General features: G+C 58.7%; 20 protein-coding genes and 1 tRNA gene. 9 read left to right on the plus strand and 12 right to left on the minus strand.

Annotation, left to right across the window (positions count from 1 at the left end; all coding sequences use genetic code 11):
• The first annotated feature begins 1 nt into the window (after position 1).
• The 3 genes from FHW68_RS25120 to panB are packed head-to-tail and all read left to right on the plus strand — an operon-like array spanning position 2 to position 3,363.
• Complete coding sequence (locus tag FHW68_RS25120) at positions 2-1,258, plus strand: methylaspartate mutase (protein WP_095630774.1); 1,257 nt, start codon at positions 2-4, stop codon at positions 1,256-1,258.
• Positions 1,239-2,492 (plus strand): ATP-grasp domain-containing protein, encoded by a 1,254-nt coding sequence (locus tag FHW68_RS25125; protein WP_183683625.1) that lies wholly within the window; start codon positions 1,239-1,241, stop codon positions 2,490-2,492. The genes FHW68_RS25120 and FHW68_RS25125 overlap by 20 nt, the downstream gene beginning before the upstream one ends.
• Positions 2,493-2,541: 49 nt before the next feature.
• On the plus strand, positions 2,542-3,363 hold the full coding sequence (panB, locus tag FHW68_RS25130) for a 3-methyl-2-oxobutanoate hydroxymethyltransferase (RefSeq protein WP_095630772.1): 822 nt from the start codon (positions 2,542-2,544) through the stop codon (positions 3,361-3,363).
• On the opposite strand, the gene FHW68_RS25135 is transcribed toward panB, so the two are convergent.
• The 10 genes from FHW68_RS25135 to FHW68_RS25180 all read right to left on the minus strand — a co-directional run bounded on the left by FHW68_RS25135 (position 3,364) and on the right by FHW68_RS25180 (position 12,027).
• Entirely contained in the window at positions 3,364-4,764 is a 1,401-nt protein-coding gene (locus tag FHW68_RS25135) for a PLP-dependent aminotransferase family protein (RefSeq protein ID WP_371916195.1), read from the minus strand. It lies immediately after the preceding gene.
• Positions 4,761-4,925 (minus strand): hypothetical protein, encoded by a 165-nt coding sequence (locus FHW68_RS25140; protein ID WP_183683626.1) that lies wholly within the window; start codon positions 4,923-4,925, stop codon positions 4,761-4,763. Before FHW68_RS25140 ends, FHW68_RS25135 begins: the two co-directional genes overlap by 4 nt.
• A gap of 182 nt (positions 4,926-5,107) precedes the next feature.
• Positions 5,108-6,208 (minus strand): redox-regulated ATPase YchF, encoded by a 1,101-nt coding sequence (gene ychF / locus FHW68_RS25145; RefSeq protein ID WP_095630770.1) that lies wholly within the window; start codon positions 6,206-6,208, stop codon positions 5,108-5,110.
• 23 nt (positions 6,209-6,231) lie between these two features.
• A complete protein-coding gene (gene pth / locus FHW68_RS25150; RefSeq protein ID WP_095630769.1) occupies positions 6,232-6,816 on the minus strand; it encodes an aminoacyl-tRNA hydrolase in 585 nt (194 codons plus the stop codon).
• A gap of 168 nt (positions 6,817-6,984) precedes the next feature.
• Positions 6,985-7,584: a 50S ribosomal protein L25/general stress protein Ctc gene (locus FHW68_RS25155; RefSeq protein WP_095630768.1), complete on the minus strand. Its 600-nt coding sequence runs from the start codon at positions 7,582-7,584 to the stop codon at positions 6,985-6,987.
• 142 nt (positions 7,585-7,726) lie between these two features.
• Positions 7,727-8,668 carry a ribose-phosphate pyrophosphokinase gene (locus tag FHW68_RS25160; RefSeq protein WP_003171603.1) on the minus strand — a complete coding sequence of 314 codons (942 nt, stop codon included), beginning with the start codon at positions 8,666-8,668 and terminating at the stop codon, positions 7,727-7,729.
• Between the two features lie 46 nt (positions 8,669-8,714).
• Positions 8,715-8,789, minus strand: a tRNA-Gln gene (locus FHW68_RS25165).
• A gap of 37 nt (positions 8,790-8,826) precedes the next feature.
• Positions 8,827-9,678 (minus strand): 4-(cytidine 5'-diphospho)-2-C-methyl-D-erythritol kinase, encoded by an 852-nt coding sequence (gene ispE, locus FHW68_RS25170; protein ID WP_183683628.1) that lies wholly within the window; start codon positions 9,676-9,678, stop codon positions 8,827-8,829.
• A gap of 2 nt (positions 9,679-9,680) precedes the next feature.
• Positions 9,681-10,298 carry a lipoprotein insertase outer membrane protein LolB gene (lolB, locus tag FHW68_RS25175; RefSeq protein WP_095630766.1) on the minus strand — a complete coding sequence of 206 codons (618 nt, stop codon included), beginning with the start codon at positions 10,296-10,298 and terminating at the stop codon, positions 9,681-9,683.
• A 4-nt stretch (positions 10,299-10,302) separates the two neighbouring features.
• On the minus strand, positions 10,303-12,027 hold the full coding sequence (locus tag FHW68_RS25180) for a tetratricopeptide repeat protein (protein WP_183683630.1): 1,725 nt from the start codon (positions 12,025-12,027) through the stop codon (positions 10,303-10,305).
• A 234-nt stretch (positions 12,028-12,261) separates the two neighbouring features.
• On the opposite strand from FHW68_RS25180, the gene hemA reads away from it, so the two are divergent.
• The 6 genes from hemA to FHW68_RS25210 all read left to right on the plus strand — a co-directional run bounded on the left by hemA (position 12,262) and on the right by FHW68_RS25210 (position 17,634).
• Positions 12,262-13,551 (plus strand): glutamyl-tRNA reductase, encoded by a 1,290-nt coding sequence (gene hemA / locus FHW68_RS25185; protein WP_183683632.1) that lies wholly within the window; start codon positions 12,262-12,264, stop codon positions 13,549-13,551.
• Complete coding sequence (prfA, locus tag FHW68_RS25190; protein ID WP_183683634.1) at positions 13,548-14,630, plus strand: peptide chain release factor 1; 1,083 nt, start codon at positions 13,548-13,550, stop codon at positions 14,628-14,630. The genes hemA and prfA overlap by 4 nt, the downstream gene beginning before the upstream one ends.
• Entirely contained in the window at positions 14,631-15,461 is an 831-nt protein-coding gene (gene prmC / locus FHW68_RS25195; RefSeq protein ID WP_183683636.1) for a peptide chain release factor N(5)-glutamine methyltransferase, read from the plus strand. It abuts the gene before it with no gap.
• Positions 15,455-16,210: a molybdopterin-synthase adenylyltransferase MoeB gene (locus FHW68_RS25200; protein ID WP_183683638.1), complete on the plus strand. Its 756-nt coding sequence runs from the start codon at positions 15,455-15,457 to the stop codon at positions 16,208-16,210. Before prmC ends, FHW68_RS25200 begins: the two co-directional genes overlap by 7 nt.
• Positions 16,203-16,994 (plus strand): glutamate racemase, encoded by a 792-nt coding sequence (murI, locus tag FHW68_RS25205; protein ID WP_183683640.1) that lies wholly within the window; start codon positions 16,203-16,205, stop codon positions 16,992-16,994. The genes FHW68_RS25200 and murI overlap by 8 nt, the downstream gene beginning before the upstream one ends.
• Before the next feature lie 121 nt (positions 16,995-17,115).
• A complete protein-coding gene (locus tag FHW68_RS25210) occupies positions 17,116-17,634 on the plus strand; it encodes an acyloxyacyl hydrolase (protein ID WP_095630759.1) in 519 nt (172 codons plus the stop codon).
• A gap of 185 nt (positions 17,635-17,819) precedes the next feature.
• Here the strand turns inward: FHW68_RS25210 and FHW68_RS25215 are convergent, their stop codons facing one another.
• Together FHW68_RS25215 and FHW68_RS25220 are read right to left on the minus strand one after the other, a co-directional pair.
• Positions 17,820-18,125, minus strand: coding sequence for a YkgJ family cysteine cluster protein (locus FHW68_RS25215; protein WP_095630758.1), 306 nt, complete (start codon positions 18,123-18,125; stop codon positions 17,820-17,822).
• Positions 18,126-18,185: 60 nt separating this feature from the next.
• Complete coding sequence (locus FHW68_RS25220) at positions 18,186-18,962, minus strand: SDR family oxidoreductase (protein ID WP_183683642.1); 777 nt, start codon at positions 18,960-18,962, stop codon at positions 18,186-18,188.
• Between the last annotated feature and the right edge of the window lie 6 nt (positions 18,963-18,968).

The raw sequence follows: 18,968 nt of genomic DNA on the forward strand, positions 1-18,968 counted from the left end.
GATGAACATGACAGGAGGTCATTTCCAGCGCTTTATCGAGCAGGCCCGGGAACGGCGCGAACTGGTGGTGCAACCCCGCATGGGCTTCGGCGGATTGGCGCCGATGCGCGCCGGGTTGGCCGCGGTGGCCGGGTTGCCCTGCGCCACCCTCGGGACCATCACCCTGGACAGCTACACCCGGGTCGGTGATTACCAGAGCGCGCTGCAGTGCCTGAACAGCGACAGCCCGTTGAACGGTTTCCCGATCATCAGTCATCCGCTGGAAGCGGTGCGTGGCATGCTCGATGGGCTCTACGGCCCGTCGTTCCCGATCCAGGTCCGCCATGGCACTGCCCAACCGCAGAATGTTTTCAAGCGCTTGGCGGCCCTCGGGCTGGATGCCACCGAAGGCGGCCCGGTGTCCTATTGCATGCCCTACAGTCGCTTGCCATTGGCACGAGCGGTCGAGGCCTGGGCAGAAAGTTGCCAGTTGCTGGCCGATGCCACCGCCCATGGCCATATCGAGAGCTTCGGCGGTTGTTTGCTGGGCCAACTGTGCCCGCCGTCGATGCTGATCGCGATGACGTTGCTCGAGGCCCTGTTCTTTCGCCAGCAGGGCATTCGCAGCGTCTCGCTAAGCTACGCCCAAGGCACGTCCATGGCCCAGGACTTCGGAGCTTTGCAAGCCCTGCGCGAACTGGCCGCCGACTACCTGGACGGCGCCCACTGGCATGTCGTGGTGTATTCCTACATGGGCGTCTTTCCCACCACCGGTCATGGTGCTCGCCGCCTGATCTATGACAGTGCGCGTCTGACCCAGGCTGCCGGCTGTGAGCGATTGATCGTCAAGACCGTTGCCGAATCCCGGCAGATTCCATCGGTTGCGGACAACCTCGAAGCCTTGGCGATGGCGGCCGAAGCCGCCGCTGGCGATGCACTGATGGTGGACCCGGCCAGTGAAGGCTATCGCCAGGAAGTGTTGTTCGAGGCGCGACAACTGGTGGAAAGCGTGCTGGACCTGCACCCCGATATTGGCATCGCGTTACTCCAGGCTTTCGCCCGTGGGCGGCTCGACATTCCTTACTGCCTGCACCCCGACAACCCCGGCCGCGCCACCACCCGAATTGACGAGCACGGCGCCTTGCGCTGGGCCAATGTCGGTGGCCTGCCGCTGCCGCAGAGCTGCGGCCTTTCTTCGATCGGACCGGGTATCAGCTCGTCCGAGCTATTCCAGATGTTGCATTACACGGTGAGCCGTTATGATCAACCTTTGCACTGACTCCTCTTTGGCGCCGCTGATCCTGGTAGACGCCTATTCCACTGGTGCTCTGCTAGCCCAGGCTTTGGCCGAGCATCGCCCACTGTTGCATGTGCGTTCGCGTAACGACATGCCATCAGCCTTTGCCGCGAGTTGCCCGCAGACACTGTTCCGCGAGCACTATGGCGTGCATGAAGAAGGCCTTGAGCCGTTGCTGGAAAAGCTCGCGGCCCAGGCGCCGGCGGCGGTGCTGACTGGCAGCGAATTCGGTGTCGAACTGGCGGATTTGCTGGCTGCCCGACTCGGCCTGCCTGGCAACGATCCTGAATACTCTAATGCCCGTCGTGACAAATCGCTGATGGCCGAACAGGTTGCCGCTGCCGGTTTACCGGTGGCGGCGCAGTTGCGCACTGCGTCCCGCACAGAGGCTCTGGCCTGGTTCAAGGCGCGAGGCGAGTCGACGGTAGTAGCCAAGCCACTGGACAGCGCAGGCTCCGATAATGTGTTCATCTGCCACGATGCCGGGCAACTGCATGGAGCCATCGGCTGCATTCTCGGCGCGACCAACCTGATGATGCGCAGTAACCGGGCGCTGTTATTGCAGGAATACCTGGAAGGCGACGAGTACGTTATCAACAGTGTCAGTCATCAGGGCGAGCACTGGATCACTGATGTCTGGAAATGCACCAAGACGTTGAGCGCCGACGGTCGCAAGATCTATGACCGTGAAGACCTGCTGCCCGCCGATGCGCCGCAGCTTGATGGGCTGATCGATTACGTCGAAGGCGTGCTCGATGCCTTGGCCATTACCCACGGCCCGGCCCATACCGAAGTCATCCTCACGGCTTGCGGCCCACGCCTGCTGGAAACCGGTGCCCGTCTCTCCGGGCTGGCCAATCCGCCAGCGCTGCAAGCGGCCACCGGCAACGACCAGGTGGCGTTGACCTGCACCAGTTACCTGGAGCCGGCCCGACTGGCGTCATTTCCCAAGCGCTATCGCCTGCAGCAGCACGCCCGCGGAATGAACCTGATCGCGCGCCACAGCGGGGCCTTCGCCCAGCTCGATGTACGCAAGCATCTGGAAGCCCTGCCGAGCTTTCACAGCGCACGTTTTCGTTTCACCGAAGGTCGGCAAAAGACACCGACCATCGACCTCAACAGCTCGCCGGGTGCCGTATTCCTGGTGCACCCGAGCGCCGACAGAATCCGCCAGGACCATGAGGCCTGGCGTGAATGGGAGAAAGACTGGTTGTAATGACAGACGCCCCATCCATGGGGTTTTCAATCATCACAGGAAGACACTTATGAGCGCTCATACCCGTACTAAACGATTGACGGTTCCGCAACTGGTCGCAATGAAGGGCCAACAGAAAATCGTATCCCTGACGGCGTACTCCAGCTCTATTGCCAGGCTGATCGACCCTATCGTCGACTTCATTCTGGTCGGTGACTCTACTGCAATGGTGGGCTATGGTCGGGCCTCGACGCTGAGCATGCAGCTCGAAGAAATCATCGGCCACACCCGGGCCGTGGTCGACAGTACACGTCTGTCCTGTGTCATCGCCGACATGCCTTTTGGCAGCTATCAGGAATCCAGCGAGCAGGCTTTTCGCAATTGCGCCCAGGTACTGGCGCGCACCGGTTGTGATGCCGTCAAGCTGGAAGCCAACAAGGCTCTGGCGGGTACCGTCGAGTTTCTGGTGGCGCGCGGTATTCCGGTCATGGCCCACGTCGGGCTGATGCCGCAGTTCGTCAATGTCATGGGGGGATTCAAGGCCCAGGGCCTGACCGCCGAAACCGGCGCGGCAATTGCCGAAGATGCTCGGGCCAATCTCGAAGCCGGAGCTTTCAGTCTGTTGCTCGAGGGTGTGGCCGAAGGCGTAGCCCGGCAAATTACGCTGGATTCGAAAATGCCCACCATCGGCATTGGCGCCTCACCGGCCTGCGACGGCCAAGTGCTGGTGACCGAAGACGTGCTGGGCCTGGGCGGCGAGCAGGTACCTCGATTCGTCAAACAATACGCCGATGTCGGCGCGGTAATTCGCGACGCTTGTGCGCGTTATGCCGAAGAAGTACGCGATGGCCGATTCCCTGAGCCACGGCATTGCTATGGGCTTCAGGCATAACTAGGACTCATCATTGATAGCCTGGGCCAGTTTCTTCAGGGCCAAGGGAATGTCCTTGCTCCAGTCGAGGGTGTAACTCAGGCGCACATGATGCCGCCAGGCCCCTTGCTGGCTGAAGATTTCCCCGGGGGCGATAACGATGCGCTGGGCCAGCAAGCGCTCGAACACCCGCCGCATGTCCACTGAGTGTCTGGCCTCGAGCCAGAAAGTCGCGCCGCCTTGCGGGGCGACAATTCGTAACTGGCCATCGCCGTGTTCCTCCAGCAAGGCCTTCATCCGTTTCATCCGGTCCAGCAGCATGGCCCGCAGTACCATCAGATGCTGATCGATGCGCTTGGAGCTGAAGAGTTTGGCGATCGCTTTCTGACGGATCGGTGACAGACGAAATGCCCGTTCCAGGAATAGCCGATGCAACTGAAGCCCATGTCGGCGACACAGCACATAACCGTAGGGGGCTTCCGAGCCGATGATCTTGTCGAAGGTCGAGAACACCAGCAGCTTTTCCGGATCGGCAAAGTCACGATAGCGGGCAGGCTGGGGAGAAAAATAGAATTCGCCGTAGCTGTCGTTTTCGAACAACCAGATATCCCGCTCTGCCAGCCAGCGACAGATTTGCTGTTTATCCTGCGCCGGCATCAAGTTGCCTTGGGGAATGTTGATGGTCGACGACAGCACCGCCAGCCGGATGGGCTCACGCCTGAGCAGCTCATTGAGTGCGGGCAGGTTGAAACGTCCATCCTCGCCGAGAGGTACTTCGATCACACGAATCTTTGCCGCCTGCAACTGGCGCAGGATTGCCCACGAACACGGCGACTCCACCAGTGCCACAGTGCCCCCCAGATTCAGGGCGCTGAGGGACAACTCCAGCACACTGCGCAGGTCCGAGCCGATATATACGTGCTCGGCTTGCCAATAACAGTGAGTGGAACTGGTATAGCGGTCGGCCAGAGCGCTGCGCAACTCGGGCTCGCCGAACGGCTGATAGAGTGGTGCATGGGAGCGTGGGTATTGCCGGGCCAGTTCGCGCTCCATCATCAACAATGGGTTTTCCAGCGACAACAGCATCGCCGGTGCGTCGCTGCTGAGGGCCAGCATCCCCGGCTGGCGCGCGTTGGAGAATACGTTGTCCAGCAAATTGGGCGAGCCCTCGTTCAATAAGGGGGCCGGCATCGCCTTGGTGAAATAACCGAACTTGGGTTTGGCATAGATCCGCCCCTCGTCCTCGAGAAGCGAATAGGCATACTTGGTCGTGGACACCGACACATTCAGGCGTCGGGCCAGTTGCCGCAAGGACGGTAATTTCTGTTCGCGTTCCGAGTTGGCGGTTTCGATCAACTCGACCAGATAGCGGTACACCGCCTGATAGGCGAAAGAGGCGTCTTTACTTGTATCCAGGCTCACTTGCTGAAGTTCCTGTGTACTGCCCATTGCGCGAAAGCGCTGGCAACCTGGAGCGGCAAGGCTGAGGTTTGTCTTTCCAGGTGTTCAAGTCCAGCGATGATCTGGGACCTGGCGGCAATGACATCCAGCAGAACCGGATGACGTTCGACAGTAAATGGCATGCTCTTCATCCCTGTAGTGATTGCCAATAAAACTATTCTTGCATAACCGGGCAGCCTTCCCGCGTTGCCGGACAGGCTGCGGATGGAGGAGGGTGGTGCTCCCAATATGCAAAATCCCCGTATCAGCGAATGATTACGGGGATTTTGTGTCTATCGAGTTCCGTGTAAATCCACGGTCACCGTTACACGTTAAAACGGAAGTGCATCACGTCGCCGTCTTTAACGATGTAATCCTTGCCTTCCAGACGCCATTTACCGGCTTCCTTGGCGCCGGCTTCGCCCTTGTACTGAATGAAGTCGTCGTAAGCGATGACTTCGGCACGGATGAAGCCTTTTTCGAAGTCGGTGTGGATCACGCCGGCGGCTTGTGGTGCGGTAGCGCCAACACGGACGGTCCAGGCGCGGACTTCTTCGACACCGGCGGTGAAGTAGGTCTGCAGGTGCAGCATTTCGTAGCCAGCGCGGATTACGCGGTTCAGGCCAGGCTCTTCGAGGCCCAGGGCTTCGAGGAACATGTCTTTCTCTTCACCGTCTTCCAGTTCGGCGATTTCGGCTTCGATCTTGTTGCAGACCGGCACCACCATGGCGCCTTCTTCTTCGGCGATGGCTTTGACGATGTCCAGCAGCGGGTTGTTCTCGAAACCGTCTTCAGCGACGTTGGCGATGTACATGACCGGCTTGGTGGTCAGCAGGTGGAAACCACGAATCACTGCCTTGTCGTCGGCACCCATGTTCTTCATCAGCGTGCGCGCTGGTTTGCCCAGGGTGAAGTGAGCGATCAATTGCTCCAGCAGGCCTTTCTGGACCACGGCGTCCTTGTCACCCCCTTTGGCGTTACGGGTGACTTTCTGCAGTTGCTTCTCGCAGCTGTCGAGGTCGGCGAAGATCAGTTCCAGGTCGATGATCTCGATGTCGCGTTTCGGGTCGACGCTGTTGGAGACGTGAATCACGTTCTCGTCTTCGAAGCAGCGGACCACGTGAGCAATGGCATCGGTTTCACGGATGTTGGCGAGGAACTTGTTGCCCAGGCCTTCACCTTTCGAGGCACCGGCAACCAGACCGGCGATGTCGACGAATTCCATGGTGGTCGGCAGGATGCGCTTTGGATTGACGATGGCTGCCAGGGCTTCCAGACGCGGATCCGGCATCGGCACGATACCGGTGTTCGGCTCGATAGTGCAGAAGGGGAAGTTCTCGGCCGCGATCCCGGATTTGGTCAGGGCGTTGAACAGGGTGGACTTGCCGACGTTAGGCAGGCCGACGATGCCGCAATTGAATCCCATGGTGGTTCCCCGAGGAGTTAGAGTCAGGCCTTCTGGCTGTGCAGGTTTTTCATCGCGCGGTTCCATTCACCGGCGAGGATATCCGGCAGCACGCCGAGGGCAAAGTCGATGCTGGCATCGAGTTTTTCCTGTTCGGCGCGTGGCGCACGACCCAGGACGAAATTTGAAACCATACTGGCAACGCCTGGGTGGCCAATGCCAAGCCGCAAGCGGTGAAAGGTATTCTGATTGCCCAGTTGCGCGATGATGTCGCGCAACCCGTTGTGACCGCCATGGCCGCCGCCTTGCTTGAGCTTGGCAACGCCCGGAGGCAGATCGAGTTCGTCATGCGCCACCAGGATTTCTTCAGGCTTGATGCGGAAGAAGCCGGCAAGTGCCGCGACGGCCTGGCCGCTGCGGTTCATATAGGTGGTGGGAATCAGTAGACGAACATCCTGACCCTGATGCGAATAGCGCCCGGTCAGGCCGAAATATTTGCGATCGGCCACAAGGCTGACGCCCTGTGCTTGCGCGATGCGCTCAACAAAAAGGGCCCCTGCGTTATGCCGGGTCTGTTCGTATTCGGCACCTGGATTTCCCAGGCCAACGATCAGTTTGATGGCAGTCACGATAGGGGCCCTTCCTTGAAGTGATGGATAACATCGCCGCGATCAGGGTGTGCGGCGTAAGTGGACGACAAGTGCTCATTTACCATGATGTAAACTCCGCGTTCTCGCCCGCTTTCTCGCTACGTTCTAGTCCGCGATGTTCCGGTCACTCCGGCGTACAGAGTGAAATTACTCTGCAGCGCCTTCTGCAGCTTCTGGAGCAACACGTGGAGCGTGAACGTTGGCAACAGCCAGGTCGTTACCGTGAGCCAGAGCAACAAACTCAACGCCTTTAGGGGCTTTGAGGTCGGACAAGTGAATGATCGAGCCGACTTCGGCGTTAGCCAGGTCAACTTCGATGAATTCAGGCAGGTCTTTCGGCAGGCACGAAACTTCGATTTCAGAAACAACGTGCGAAATTTCGCCGCCTTTCTTGACCGGCGCAGCTTCGTTGATGAAGTGCACTGGAACGATAGCGGTCAGTTTCTGGCCAGCTACTACGCGTACGAAGTCAGCATGCAACACGTGGCCTTTAGCCGGATGACGCTGCAGAGCTTTGATGATTACGTTTTGCTTGGTGCCACCAACGTTCAGCTCGATGATGTGGCTGTAAGCCGCTTCGTTTTCGAGCAGTTTGGCAACTTCTTTAGCCAGCATGCTGATGGATTCAGGGGCTTTGTCGCCACCGTAAACTACAGCTGGAACCAGGCTTGCGAGACGACGCAGGCGGCGGCTCGCACCTTTCCCCAGGTCGGAACGCACTTCAGCATTCAGAGTAAAATCGTTCATGTTGTATCTCCAAAATAACCACATTCGCCCCAGCGTTTGCGACCAGCGCTAAAGGCGATATGGGCAAAAAAGCCCCGCCCCGACAGGAATGCCGGGGCGGGGCGCTTTTCGTCAACGAGATGTAATGAAAAGGGCAGGGCCCTTAACGGAACATCGCACTGATCGATTCTTCATTGCTGATGCGGCGGACCGCCTCGGCAACTACCGGTGCGATATCCAGTTGACGGATACGCGCACAGGCTTGTGCTGCAGCGGACAGCGGGATGGTGTTTGTCACCACCAGCTCGTCCAGCACGGAATTTTCAATGTTTTCGATCGCCCGACCCGACAGCACAGGGTGCGTGCAGTAGGCGAAAACCTTGGCCGCGCCATGCTCTTTCAGGGCCTTTGCCGCGTGGCACAGAGTGCCGGCGGTATCGACCATGTCATCGACCAGGATACAGGTGCGCCCTTCGACATCACCGATGATATGCATCACTTCAGAGTGATTGGCTTTCTCACGGCGTTTGTCGATGATCCCGAGATCCACGCCCAGGGATTTGGCAACAGCCCGTGCACGCACGACGCCGCCAATGTCCGGGGACACGATCATCAGGTTTTCGAAGCGCTGATCTTCAATGTCATCCACCAATACCGGGGAGCCGTAGATGTTATCTACCGGAATATCGAAGAAGCCCTGAATCTGGTCAGCATGCAAATCAACCGTGAGAACACGGTCGATGCCGACTACGGTAAGCATGTCAGCAACGACTTTCGCGCTGATAGCCACACGTGCGGAACGCGGACGGCGATCCTGACGGGCATAACCAAAGTAAGGAATAACAGCAGTGATACGAGTAGCCGAGGAGCGGCGGAAGGCATCAGCCATCACTACCAGTTCCATCAGGTTATCGTTGGTCGGAGCGCAAGTCGGCTGAATAATGAAAACGTCTTTACCGCGAACGTTTTCATTGATCTCGGCAGTAATTTCGCCGTCGGAGAACTTACCGACAGAGATGTCACCGAGAGGGATATGCAGCTGACGTACAACACGCCGAGCCAGATCGGGGTTAGCGTTCCCCGTAAAGACCATCATCTTGGACACGCGCAGTACCTGAAGGCTGAGGGTAACCTGGATGAGTATAGGAAAATGGCAGGGGCGGCTGGATTCGAACCAACGCATGGCAGGATCAAAACCTGCTGCCTTACCGCTTGGCGACGCCCCTGTATCTGTTGCAACGAGTACCCAGTACCCGATTCCTTTTAGAGCAGATTTTGCAGCTTGCGATGCAACATCGAAACGTTGCTTCCTTTTGCTACAAACCCTGTAAGGGTCTCTGTCAGAAGGGCCGAGACTTTATCAGCTTCAGCTTTGCTTGGGAAGCCCCCAAACACACAACTTCCAGTTCCGGTGAGTTTTGCTTCGGTAAATTTACCTAGCAAATTCAATGCGTTACGTACCTCTGGGTAACGCATTGCTACCACCGACAAGCAGTCATTTCGACTGTTTCCCTTGGGAACGGGGCGCACTTTAATGGGAGGAGTGTTACGTGTCAACAGTGGATCTGAAAAAATTTCTGCTGTACTTACAGATACTTGCGGCACCAGTACGAGATACCACGGTTCTTCGGGTTCTACAGGGGTGAGTTTTTCCCCCACGCCCTCGGCGAAAGCTGCGTGGCCACGCACGAAAACCGGCACGTCGGCGCCAAGCGTAAGTCCCAGCGCGGCCAATCGATCCTCATCCCAACCCAGTTGCCAAAGATGATTGAGGCCCAGCAACGTGGTCGCAGCATTCGAACTGCCGCCACCGATTCCACCGCCCATGGGCAGGATTTTTTCGATCCAGATGTCGACACCTTGTGAACAACCGGATTGTGCCTGAAGTTTTTTTGCGGCTTTGACGATCAGGTTACTGTCGTGAGGTACGTCGGCGAACTCGGTGTGTAACCGAATCACGCCATCGTCGCGAACAGCGAAACTGATTTCATCACCGTAATCGAGGAACTGAAAAATCGTCTGCAACTCGTGGTAACCGTCTTCGCGACGACCGAGGATGTGCAGCATCAAGTTGAGCTTGGCGGGCGAGGGCAACGTCAGGCGTGGTGCAGTCATGTTCACTGCCCCAGCTTGCGTGGTTGCCAGTCCTTGATCACCAGCGTGACATCAAGGTCGGTGCCATGCAGTTTGATCCGCTCGGGCAGCCAATAGCCATTTTGCTCGGCATAACTGAGGTACTCGACCTGCCAGCCATCCTGCTCGAGATTGGCCAGGCGGCTGTCGATGTCGAGGGTCAGGCGACTTTTGCTGTCCGGGGCCGGAAGGCCGCGAACCCACCATGCCAGATGAGATACCGGCAATTTCCAGCCCAGTTGTTCTTCAACCAGGGCTTCCGGGGTCGGTGCGTCATAGCGGCCCTGATTGGCTACCTCCAGCGAAACTTTACCCGGACGACCGGTCAAACGGGCCGCGCCTCGACCCAGCGGGCCCGAAAGGCGGATGTCGTAGTAATCCTGGCGTTGCAGCCAGAACAACGTACCGCTGCCGGAGTCTTTTGGCGCGCGGATGCCGATTTTGCCATTGATCTGCCAGCCGTCGAGGCCGGTCAGTTGCTGTTTGTGCTCGCGCCATTGGGCCTTGTTGCCTTGACCCTGTACCGATTCGCGGGCAACGAAGCCCGCGCAACCGGCGAGCAGGGCGATGAAGCTGAAAATAATGAGGTGGCGCAAAAACATAATCTTAAAGAGTCTCTGATCCGGTCAAGCGCTTGATGGTGCCGCGCAGGGTAGGGCTGTCGGGCTGTTCCTTGAGGAACTTGCTCCAGATTTTTCTGGCTTCGCGCTGTTTGCCGTTGGCCCACAGGACTTCGCCCAGGTGCGCGGCAACTTCCTGATCGGGGAAGCGTTCCAGCGCCTGGCGCAAATAGCGCTCGGCTTCATCGAGGTTGCCCAGGCGGAAATTCACCCAGCCGAGGCTGTCGAGGACTGCCGGGTCTTCTGGAGTGATCTGGTGCGCCTGTTCGATCAAGGCCTTGGCTTCGGCGTAGCGTGTGGTGCGGTCGGACAGGGTATAGCCGAGGGCGTTCAACGCCATCGCGTTGTTTGGATCGCGCTCGATGATCAGTCGCAGATCTTTTTCCATCTGCGCCAGGTCATTGCGTTTTTCTGCCAGCATGGCCCGGGTATACAGCAGATTCAGATCGTCCGGGTATTGCTGCAGGGCTTGCTGCAAGACCGCCCAGGCCTTGTCGCCCTGTTTGTTGGCGGACAAGGTTTCGGCTTCGATCAGATACAACTGGATCGCGTAATCGGGTTGCTCGCCGCGCTCCGCTGCCAGACGACTTTGGGCTTCGGCGGTTTTGCCGTTGTTCATCAGGATATCGGCCTGACGCAATTGCGCCGGCAGGTAATCGTTGCCCGGCCCGACCTGGGCGTATTCGATCAATGCGCCCTGCGGATCGTTACGCTCTTCGGCAATGCGCCCCAGGTTCAAGTGTGCCGAGTCGACATGGCTGTCCCGGGCGATCAAATCTTCCAGGTAGCCTTTGGCCTCGTCCCAGGCTTTGGCTTCCAGGCAGACCAGCGCCAGGGAATAACGCAAATCATCGTCTTCGGGGTATTGCTGCACCAGGCTCGAGAACTCGACCTTGGCGTCGTCCATGCGGTCCTGCTCAACCAGCATGCGTGCGTAAGTCAGGCGCAGGCGTTTGTCTTCCGGGTATTTCTTGATGCTTTTTTGTAACAGCGGCAAAGCTTCATCGCCACGGTTGAGCCCCTGCAGCAAGCGCGCGCGCAGCAGGATCGGCGCTATTTCGCCCTCGTCCGGCGGATTGTCTTCGAGCAGGGTCAGGGCACCCTTGGCATCGCCGTCCTGCTGCAGCAACAAGGCCTTGCCAAAAATCAGCTGGTTATTGTGCGGATAGCGCTGCAGCAAGCGGTCAAAGCCTTTCATCAGACCGTTGCGCGTTTCCTGGTCGGTATCGGCTGCGGACAGGGCGAGAAAATCGAAATGCGTGTCGCCTTTGCCTTGCAGGACTTTCTCCATATAGACCATGGAGTCGTCGTAACGCCCGGCGCGGGCCAGTTGCACAGCGGCCGCCCGTTGCGCTTCGAGATCGTCCGGGGCGTTTTTCGCCCAGACCAATGCGGTGTCGAGGGCGGCCTGATCGGCACCCAGATACTCGGCAATGCGAAATGCCCGCTCGGAGATGCCCGGATCCTGTGTATTGATGGCCTGGGTCACGTAGTTGTCCAGAGCAATGTCGTAACGATTGCGCTGGCCAGCCAGTTCGGCGCTCAACAGGCTGAAGATGGTTTCTTCGCTGAACGAGCTGTAAACCTTGGGCTTTTCAGGGGCCGGAGTGCTGTCTTCGACCGGCGGCGTACCGTCCGACGAAACGGGCGCCAAGGCCTGGCAGCCGCTGAGGAAGACAAAAGCGAGAAGCAACGCGGAAGATCTATTCATATAGGAAAAGGACGACTAACCTGCGGTCGGATCATCATGACACAAGCCTTGGGCCAAACATAACCGCCCGGCCAATTTACCCGCACGGGCAATCCCCGCAGGCCCGGCGCCCTGGTAAACGAGAACGGATCGCAGCTTCGGCAGCTCCTACATAAGCGATAGAGATCGAATGGTTGTTCTGGCTCTGTCGAAGTAGGACAATTGTCGGCTTCACGTCACCATCAGCGACCTTGAATGGCCTTCCTTGCACTCGGTATTAACCACAAGACTGCTTCAGTAGACGTCCGCGAGCGCGTGGCCTTTACTCCTGAGCAGCTGGTTGAGGCCTTGCAGCAGCTCTGCCGACTCACCGACAGCCGCGAAGCTGCGATCCTCTCCACCTGCAATCGCAGTGAATTGTATATAGAACAGGATCACCTTTCGGCTGACATCGTGTTGCGCTGGCTGGCTGATTACCATCATTTGAGCCTCGATGAGCTGCGCGCGAGCGCTTATGTGCATGAAGATGATGCGGCAGTTCGTCACATGATGCGGGTTGCCTCCGGGCTCGACTCGCTGGTGTTGGGTGAACCGCAGATTCTCGGTCAGATGAAATCGGCCTACGCTGTCGCTCGCGAGGCCGGCACCATCGGACCGCTGCTAGGGCGGCTGTTCCAGGCCACCTTCAATGCGGCCAAACAGGTGCGAACCGACACCGCCATCGGTGAGAACCCGGTGTCGGTGGCGTTTGCCGCGGTCAGCCTGGCGAAACAGATTTTCAGTGATTTGCAACGCAGCCAGGCTTTGCTGATCGGCGCCGGCGAGACCATTACCCTGGTCGCCCGCCATCTGCATGACCTGGGGGTCAAGCGAATCGTGGTCGCCAACCGCACCCTGGAGCGCGCGAGCATCCTGGCCGAGCAGTTTGGTGCCCACGCCGTGCTGCTTTCGGATATCCCGGCAGAGCTGGTGCGCAGTGACATTGTCATCAGTTCCACCGCCAGCCAGCTGCCGATTCTCGGTAAAGGTGCGGTGGAAAGTGCCTTGAAATTGCGCAAGCACAAACCGATTTTCATGGTGGATATCGCTGTTCCTCGGGATATCGAGCCGGAAGTCGGCGAGTTGGACGACGTTTACCTGTACAGCGTCGACGATCTCCACGAGGTGGTCGCCGAAAACCTCAAGAGCCGTCAGGGCGCTGCCCAGGCCGCCGAAGAGATGGTGTCGGTCGGTGCCGAAGATTTCATGGTTCGCCTGCGCGAACTGGCGGCGGTGGATGTGCTCAAGGCCTATCGTCAACAAAGCGAGCGTCTGCGCGACGAAGAGTTGCAAAAAGCCCAGCGCATGCTTGCCAATGGCAGCAGCGCCGAAGACGTGCTGGTGCAGTTGGCCCGCGGCTTGACCAATAAACTGTTGCATGCCCCGAGCGTGCAATTGAAAAAGCTCTCTGCCGAAGGCCGCCTCGATGCGCTGGCCATGGCCCAGGAACTCTTTGCCCTCGGTGAGGGCTCATCGGATAGCTTTTCGGATAAGAAACCGCAATGAAAGCGTCACTGCTCAATAAGCTGGACATCCTCCAGGACCGCTTCGAGGAACTGACCGCCCTGCTTGGCGACGGCGAAGTCATTTCTGATCAAAACAAGTTCCGCACCTACTCCAAGGAATATGCGGAAGTCGAGCCGATCGTTGGCACCTATAAACAGCTGCTTAAAGTGCAGAGCGATCTCGAAGGCGCGCAGGCACTGCTCAAGGACAGCGACCCGGACATGCGCGAAATGGCGGTGGAAGAAGTCCGCGAAGCCAAAGAGCAACTGATCGAGATCGAAGCCAGCCTGCAACGCATGCTGCTGCCCAAGGATCCGAATGACGGGCGCAACGTGTTCCTCGAAATCCGTGCCGGCACCGGCGGTGACGAAGCGGCGATTTTCTCCGGCGATCTGTTCCGCATGTATTCGCGTTATGCCGAACGGCGTGGTTGGCGGGTAGAAATCCTGTCGGAGAACGAGGGCGAACACGGTGGCTATAAAGAAGTCATTGCCCGTGTCGAAGGCGAGAACGTCTACGGCAAGCTGAAATTCGAATCCGGCGCCCATCGCGTACAGCGGGTTCCGGCCACTGAATCCCAAGGCCGCATCCACACCTCGGCCTGCACCGTGGCCGTGTTGCCCGAGCCGGACGAGCAGGAAGCGATCGAGATCAACCCGGCAGACCTGCGGATCGACACCTATCGCTCCTCCGGCGCCGGTGGTCAGCACGTCAACAAGACCGACTCGGCAATCCGCATCACGCACTTGCCGTCCGGTATTGTCGTCGAGTGCCAGGAAGAGCGTTCCCAGCACAAGAACCGCGCCCGGGCGATGTCCTGGCTGTCGGCCAAACTCAACGACCAGCAGACCAGCGCCGCCGCGAACGCTATCGCGAGCGAGCGTAAATTGCTGGTAGGTTCCGGTGACCGTTCCGAACGGATTCGCACCTATAACTTTGCCCAGGGCCGGGTCACCGACCACCGGGTCAACCTGACGCTGTATTCGCTCGACGAAATTCTCGCCGGTGGCGTGGAGGCGGTGATTGAACCGCTGCTGGCTGAATATCAGGCCGACCAATTGGCAGCGATAGGTGAGTAAATGACGATCATTGCCAGTTTGTTGCGCGCCGCTGATTTGCCCGACTCGCCTACCGCGCGTCTGGATGCCGAATTGCTGCTGGCGGCTGCCTTGGGTAAATCCCGCAGCTTTCTGCACACCTGGCCTGAGCGTATCGTTCCGAGCGAAGCGGCACTGAAATTTGCCGAGTACCTGCAACGCCGCCGTAGTGGTGAGCCAGTGGCTTACATTCTGGGGCAGCAGGGCTTCTGGAAGCTCGACCTGGAGGTCGCGCCCCACACGCTGATTCCGCGTCCCGACACCGAACTGCTGGTAGAAACCGCGTTGCAGTTGTTGCCGGCGACCCCGGCCAGGGTTCTTGATCTGGGCACCGGCAGCGGGGCCATTGCCCTGGCGTTGGCCAGCGAGCGTCCGGCCTGGAAAGTTACCGCCGTGGATCGCGTACTGGAAGCCGTAGCCCTGGCCGAGCGCAATCGTCAACGGTTGCATCTGAACAACGCCACGGTGCTGAGCAGTCATTGGTTCAGCGCTTTGGACGGCCAACGCTTTGAATTGATCATCAGCAACCCGCCTTACATTGCTTCGACCGATCCGCATCTGGCGCAGGGCGACGTGCGCTTCGAGCCAGCCAGTGCCCTGGTGGCTGGCGTCGATGGGCTCGACGATTTGCGTCTGATCGTCGATCAGGCACCGGATCATCTTGAGGCGGGTGGCTGGTTGATGCTCGAGCATGGTTACGATCAAGCCGAAGCCGTGCGCGATTTGCTGCTGACCCGTGGCTTTGAAGAGGTCCACAGCCGCACCGATCTGGGCGGTCACGAACGTATCAGTCTGGGGCGCTTGCCGTGCTGAATGATCAGGAATTACTGCGCTATAGCCGGCAGATTCTGCTGCAACACGTCGACATCGACGGCCAGTTACGGCTCAAGGAAAGCCGTGTCCTGATTATCGGTCTTGGCGGTCTTGGCTCTCCGGTGGCGCTGTACCTGGCGGCGGCCGGTGTCGGTGAGTTGCATCTGGCGGATTTCGATACGGTCGACCTGACCAACCTGCAACGCCAGATCATTCACGACACCGACAGCGTCGGCTTGAGCAAAGTCGATTCGGCGATCCGACGCCTGACTGCGATCAATCCAGAGATTCAGCTGATCGCCCATCGCATCGCCCTCGATGAAGATTCCCTGGCGGCAGCCGTGGCGGCGGTGGATCTGGTGCTGGACTGTTCCGATAACTTTTCCACCCGTGAAGCAGTCAATGCCGCGTGTGTGGCGGCGCGCAAACCGCTGGTCAGCGGCGCGGCGATTCGGCTGGAAGGGCAATTGTCGGTCTTCGACCCCCGTCGTCCGGAAAGCCCGTGCTACCACTGTTTATATGGGCACGGCAGCGAAGCCGAGCTGACTTGCAGCGAGGCCGGCGTCCTTGGCCCGCTGGTGGGCCTGGTCGGTAGCCTGCAAGCCCTCGAAGCGCTGAAATTGCTGGCAGGGTTTGGCGAGCCACTGGTGGGGCGTCTGTTGTTGATCGATGCCTTGGGCTCGCGCTTCCGTGAATTGCGGGTCAAGCGTGATCCGGGCTGCAGTGTCTGCGGGTCAAGCCATGCGTGAAGCGCCGATTGCTGTATTCGATTCCGGCGTCGGTGGGCTCTCCGTACTGGCCGAGATCCAGCAGTTGTTGCCCAACGAATCTCTGTTGTACCTCGGTGATTGCGGGAATATTCCCTACGGCGAGAAAACCCCGGCATTCATCCGTCAGCGTTGCAGTGTCATGGCGCAGTTCTTTCAGCAGCAGGGCGCCAAGGCACTGGTGCTCGCTTGCAATACCGCGACCGTTGCGGGGGTTACGGACTTGCGGCGTGATTTCCCCGAGTGGCCCATCGTCGGCATGGAGCCTGCGGTCAAGCCGGCGGCTGCGGCGACGCGCAGTGGCGTAGTGGGTGTACTCGCCACCACTGGCACGTTACAGAGCGCGAAGTTTGCCGCCTTGCTCGACCGTTTCGCCGCCGATGTGCGAGTCATCACCCAGCCATGCCCCGGGCTGGTGGAGCTGATTGAAAATGGCGATTTGCACAGCGATACATTGCGTCAGTTGCTGCAAGGGTATGTCGATCCGCTGCTAGCTGAAGGTGCAGATACGATCATTCTTGGCTGCACGCATTATCCTTTCCTAAAGCCTCTGCTTAAGCAGCTGCTCCCCCAGAACATCAGCCTGATCGATACCGGTGCCGCTGTGGCGCGGCAGCTTCAACGATTGTTGGCCGAGCGTGAGTTGCTGGCCGAGGGACCTGCTCGCGCTGCCCGGTTCTGGTCGAGTGCGGATCCGGAACATTTCAGAAATATCTTGCCGGTTTTGTGGCATTCGACGGGTGTTGTGCAAAGCTTCGACTTGTAGACAAAAAAGTGATGACACGAATAATTGAGCTGAACTTCCGATCAAGCTTCAACTTCTATAGCTTTGTCTGTTGGACAGCCTGAAAAACCATACGAAATTGTTTCGGAAAAGGATGTTTCTAATGAAGCGACTATTCTGCTTGGCCGCGATTGCGACCGCATTGATGGGGCACAGTTTTACCGCACAGGCAGCAGGGGTGGAATTCGCGGTCGGCCAGACCAGCGATTCGACCATGACTTACCGACTGGGCATGCAATTCGACTGGGACAAGAGTTGGCTGCAAAGCGATATAGGTCGCTTGACCGGTTATTGGAGCGGCGCTTACACCTACTGGGAGGGGGATGAAACGTCGAGCAATCACAGTGTGTCGTTCTCGCCGGTGCTGGTGTACGAGTTTGCCGGTCAGACCATCAAACCCTACATTGAAGCGGGTATCGGTATCGCAGTGTTCGCCAACACTGAGGTCGAAGACAACAAGCTGGGCAGTGCCTTTCAGTTCGAAGACCGTTTCGGGTTTGGTCTGCGCTTTACCGGTGGACATGAGGTCGGGGTTCGCGCCACGCACTATTCCAATGCAGGGATCAGCAGCCCGAACGATGGCGTAGAGAGTTACTCGCTGCATTACACGATGCCGTTGTAAGCCCGCGATGTTTTAAATGTTGGGACAACCTGTGGCGAGGGGGCTTGCCCCCGTTGGGTTGCGAAGCGACCCCGGCATTTCAAAGTTAAACCGCATGTAAAGGATTTACGACTGCTTCGCAGCCGAACGGGGGCAAGCCCCCTCGCCACAGGTCGCTTCCACATAGGTATCGGGTGATTTGGTCGTCACCGATACGCCGTCGCAATCCCCTGGCGTTCGGTGATGCATTCCGGTGCGCCCATTTCGAATTCCCGGCAGATCAGCGGACGTTTTTCGTAGATGGTGCACATCATGCTGTCGCGATCCAGCGCGGCGCACCAACCGTCATCCAGTCGCAGCATGACTTCCCCACCCCAGTCGTCGGTATCGATGTAACGCTCGGGCACGCCGGTGTCGGTGATCAACATGACCTCAAGCTGACAGCAGCAGGCCGCGCAAGTCGAACAGGTGACCACCGGTTCGGCGATTTGCTTGTGGGGAATGGTTTTCATGGCGCGCAGTGTAAGCCAGTGGGGTCACACTGTGTGAAAGCCCTGACGGACGCTCAGGCTTTACGGCAGATCTTCGCTTGGCGGATTGCTTCGCTCCCTGCGTTTGCCGATTTCCAGCCCCCTCTGGCCGGGATTTGGCGGCAGAGGCCAGAGGACAGGCATGAGCAGCTCCGGTAAAGGGAGTTCCTGTGGACGATCCTTGAGCAGGTCGAACAGACGCCGCGCAGCTTTGTTCGCCGACCAGTCGAGGTATTGTGGAACGTCAGTTTTCAGGGGGGTATCCATAAAGCCTGGGCTGACGATGGTCATTTCGATGTTTTCCGACGCCATGTCATTGCGCAAGGATTCGAAAAGCTGACGCAATCCGGGTTTTGAATCGCCATAGGCCTCGGCCTGGGGCAAGGGCAGGTAGGTCACTGAACTGGCCAGGGCCACCAGATGCGGCGCAGTGCCTGCTCGCAATAGAGGGCGAGCGACTTCGCTGCAATAGCTGCTGGCAAGCAGGTTGGTGCGCACGATGTGCTCGATGATTGATGAGTCGAGCTGATTGACGTCGACGTATTCGCAGGTCCCCGCGTTGAGGATCATGGTATCCAGAGAGCCCCATTGCCTGGCAATCTGCTCGCCGATTTCGCGCACCTGTTGGCTGTTGGTCAAATCGCCGGCAACCACCAGCACTTGGCCTGGATAACGCTGAGACAAGGCTTTCAAGGGCGCCAATGAGCGGGAGCTGACGGCCAGGTGGGCACCGGTTTTGAGTATTTCTTCGGCCAGCGCGGTCCCGATACCGTTGCTGGCGCCGGTCAACCAGTATCGCCTTGGAGGTGTACGGCTCATCTCAAT

It is taken from the genome of Pseudomonas sp. Tn43 (genome assembly GCF_014192635.1).
GTDB lineage: Bacteria > Pseudomonadota > Gammaproteobacteria > Pseudomonadales > Pseudomonadaceae > Aquipseudomonas.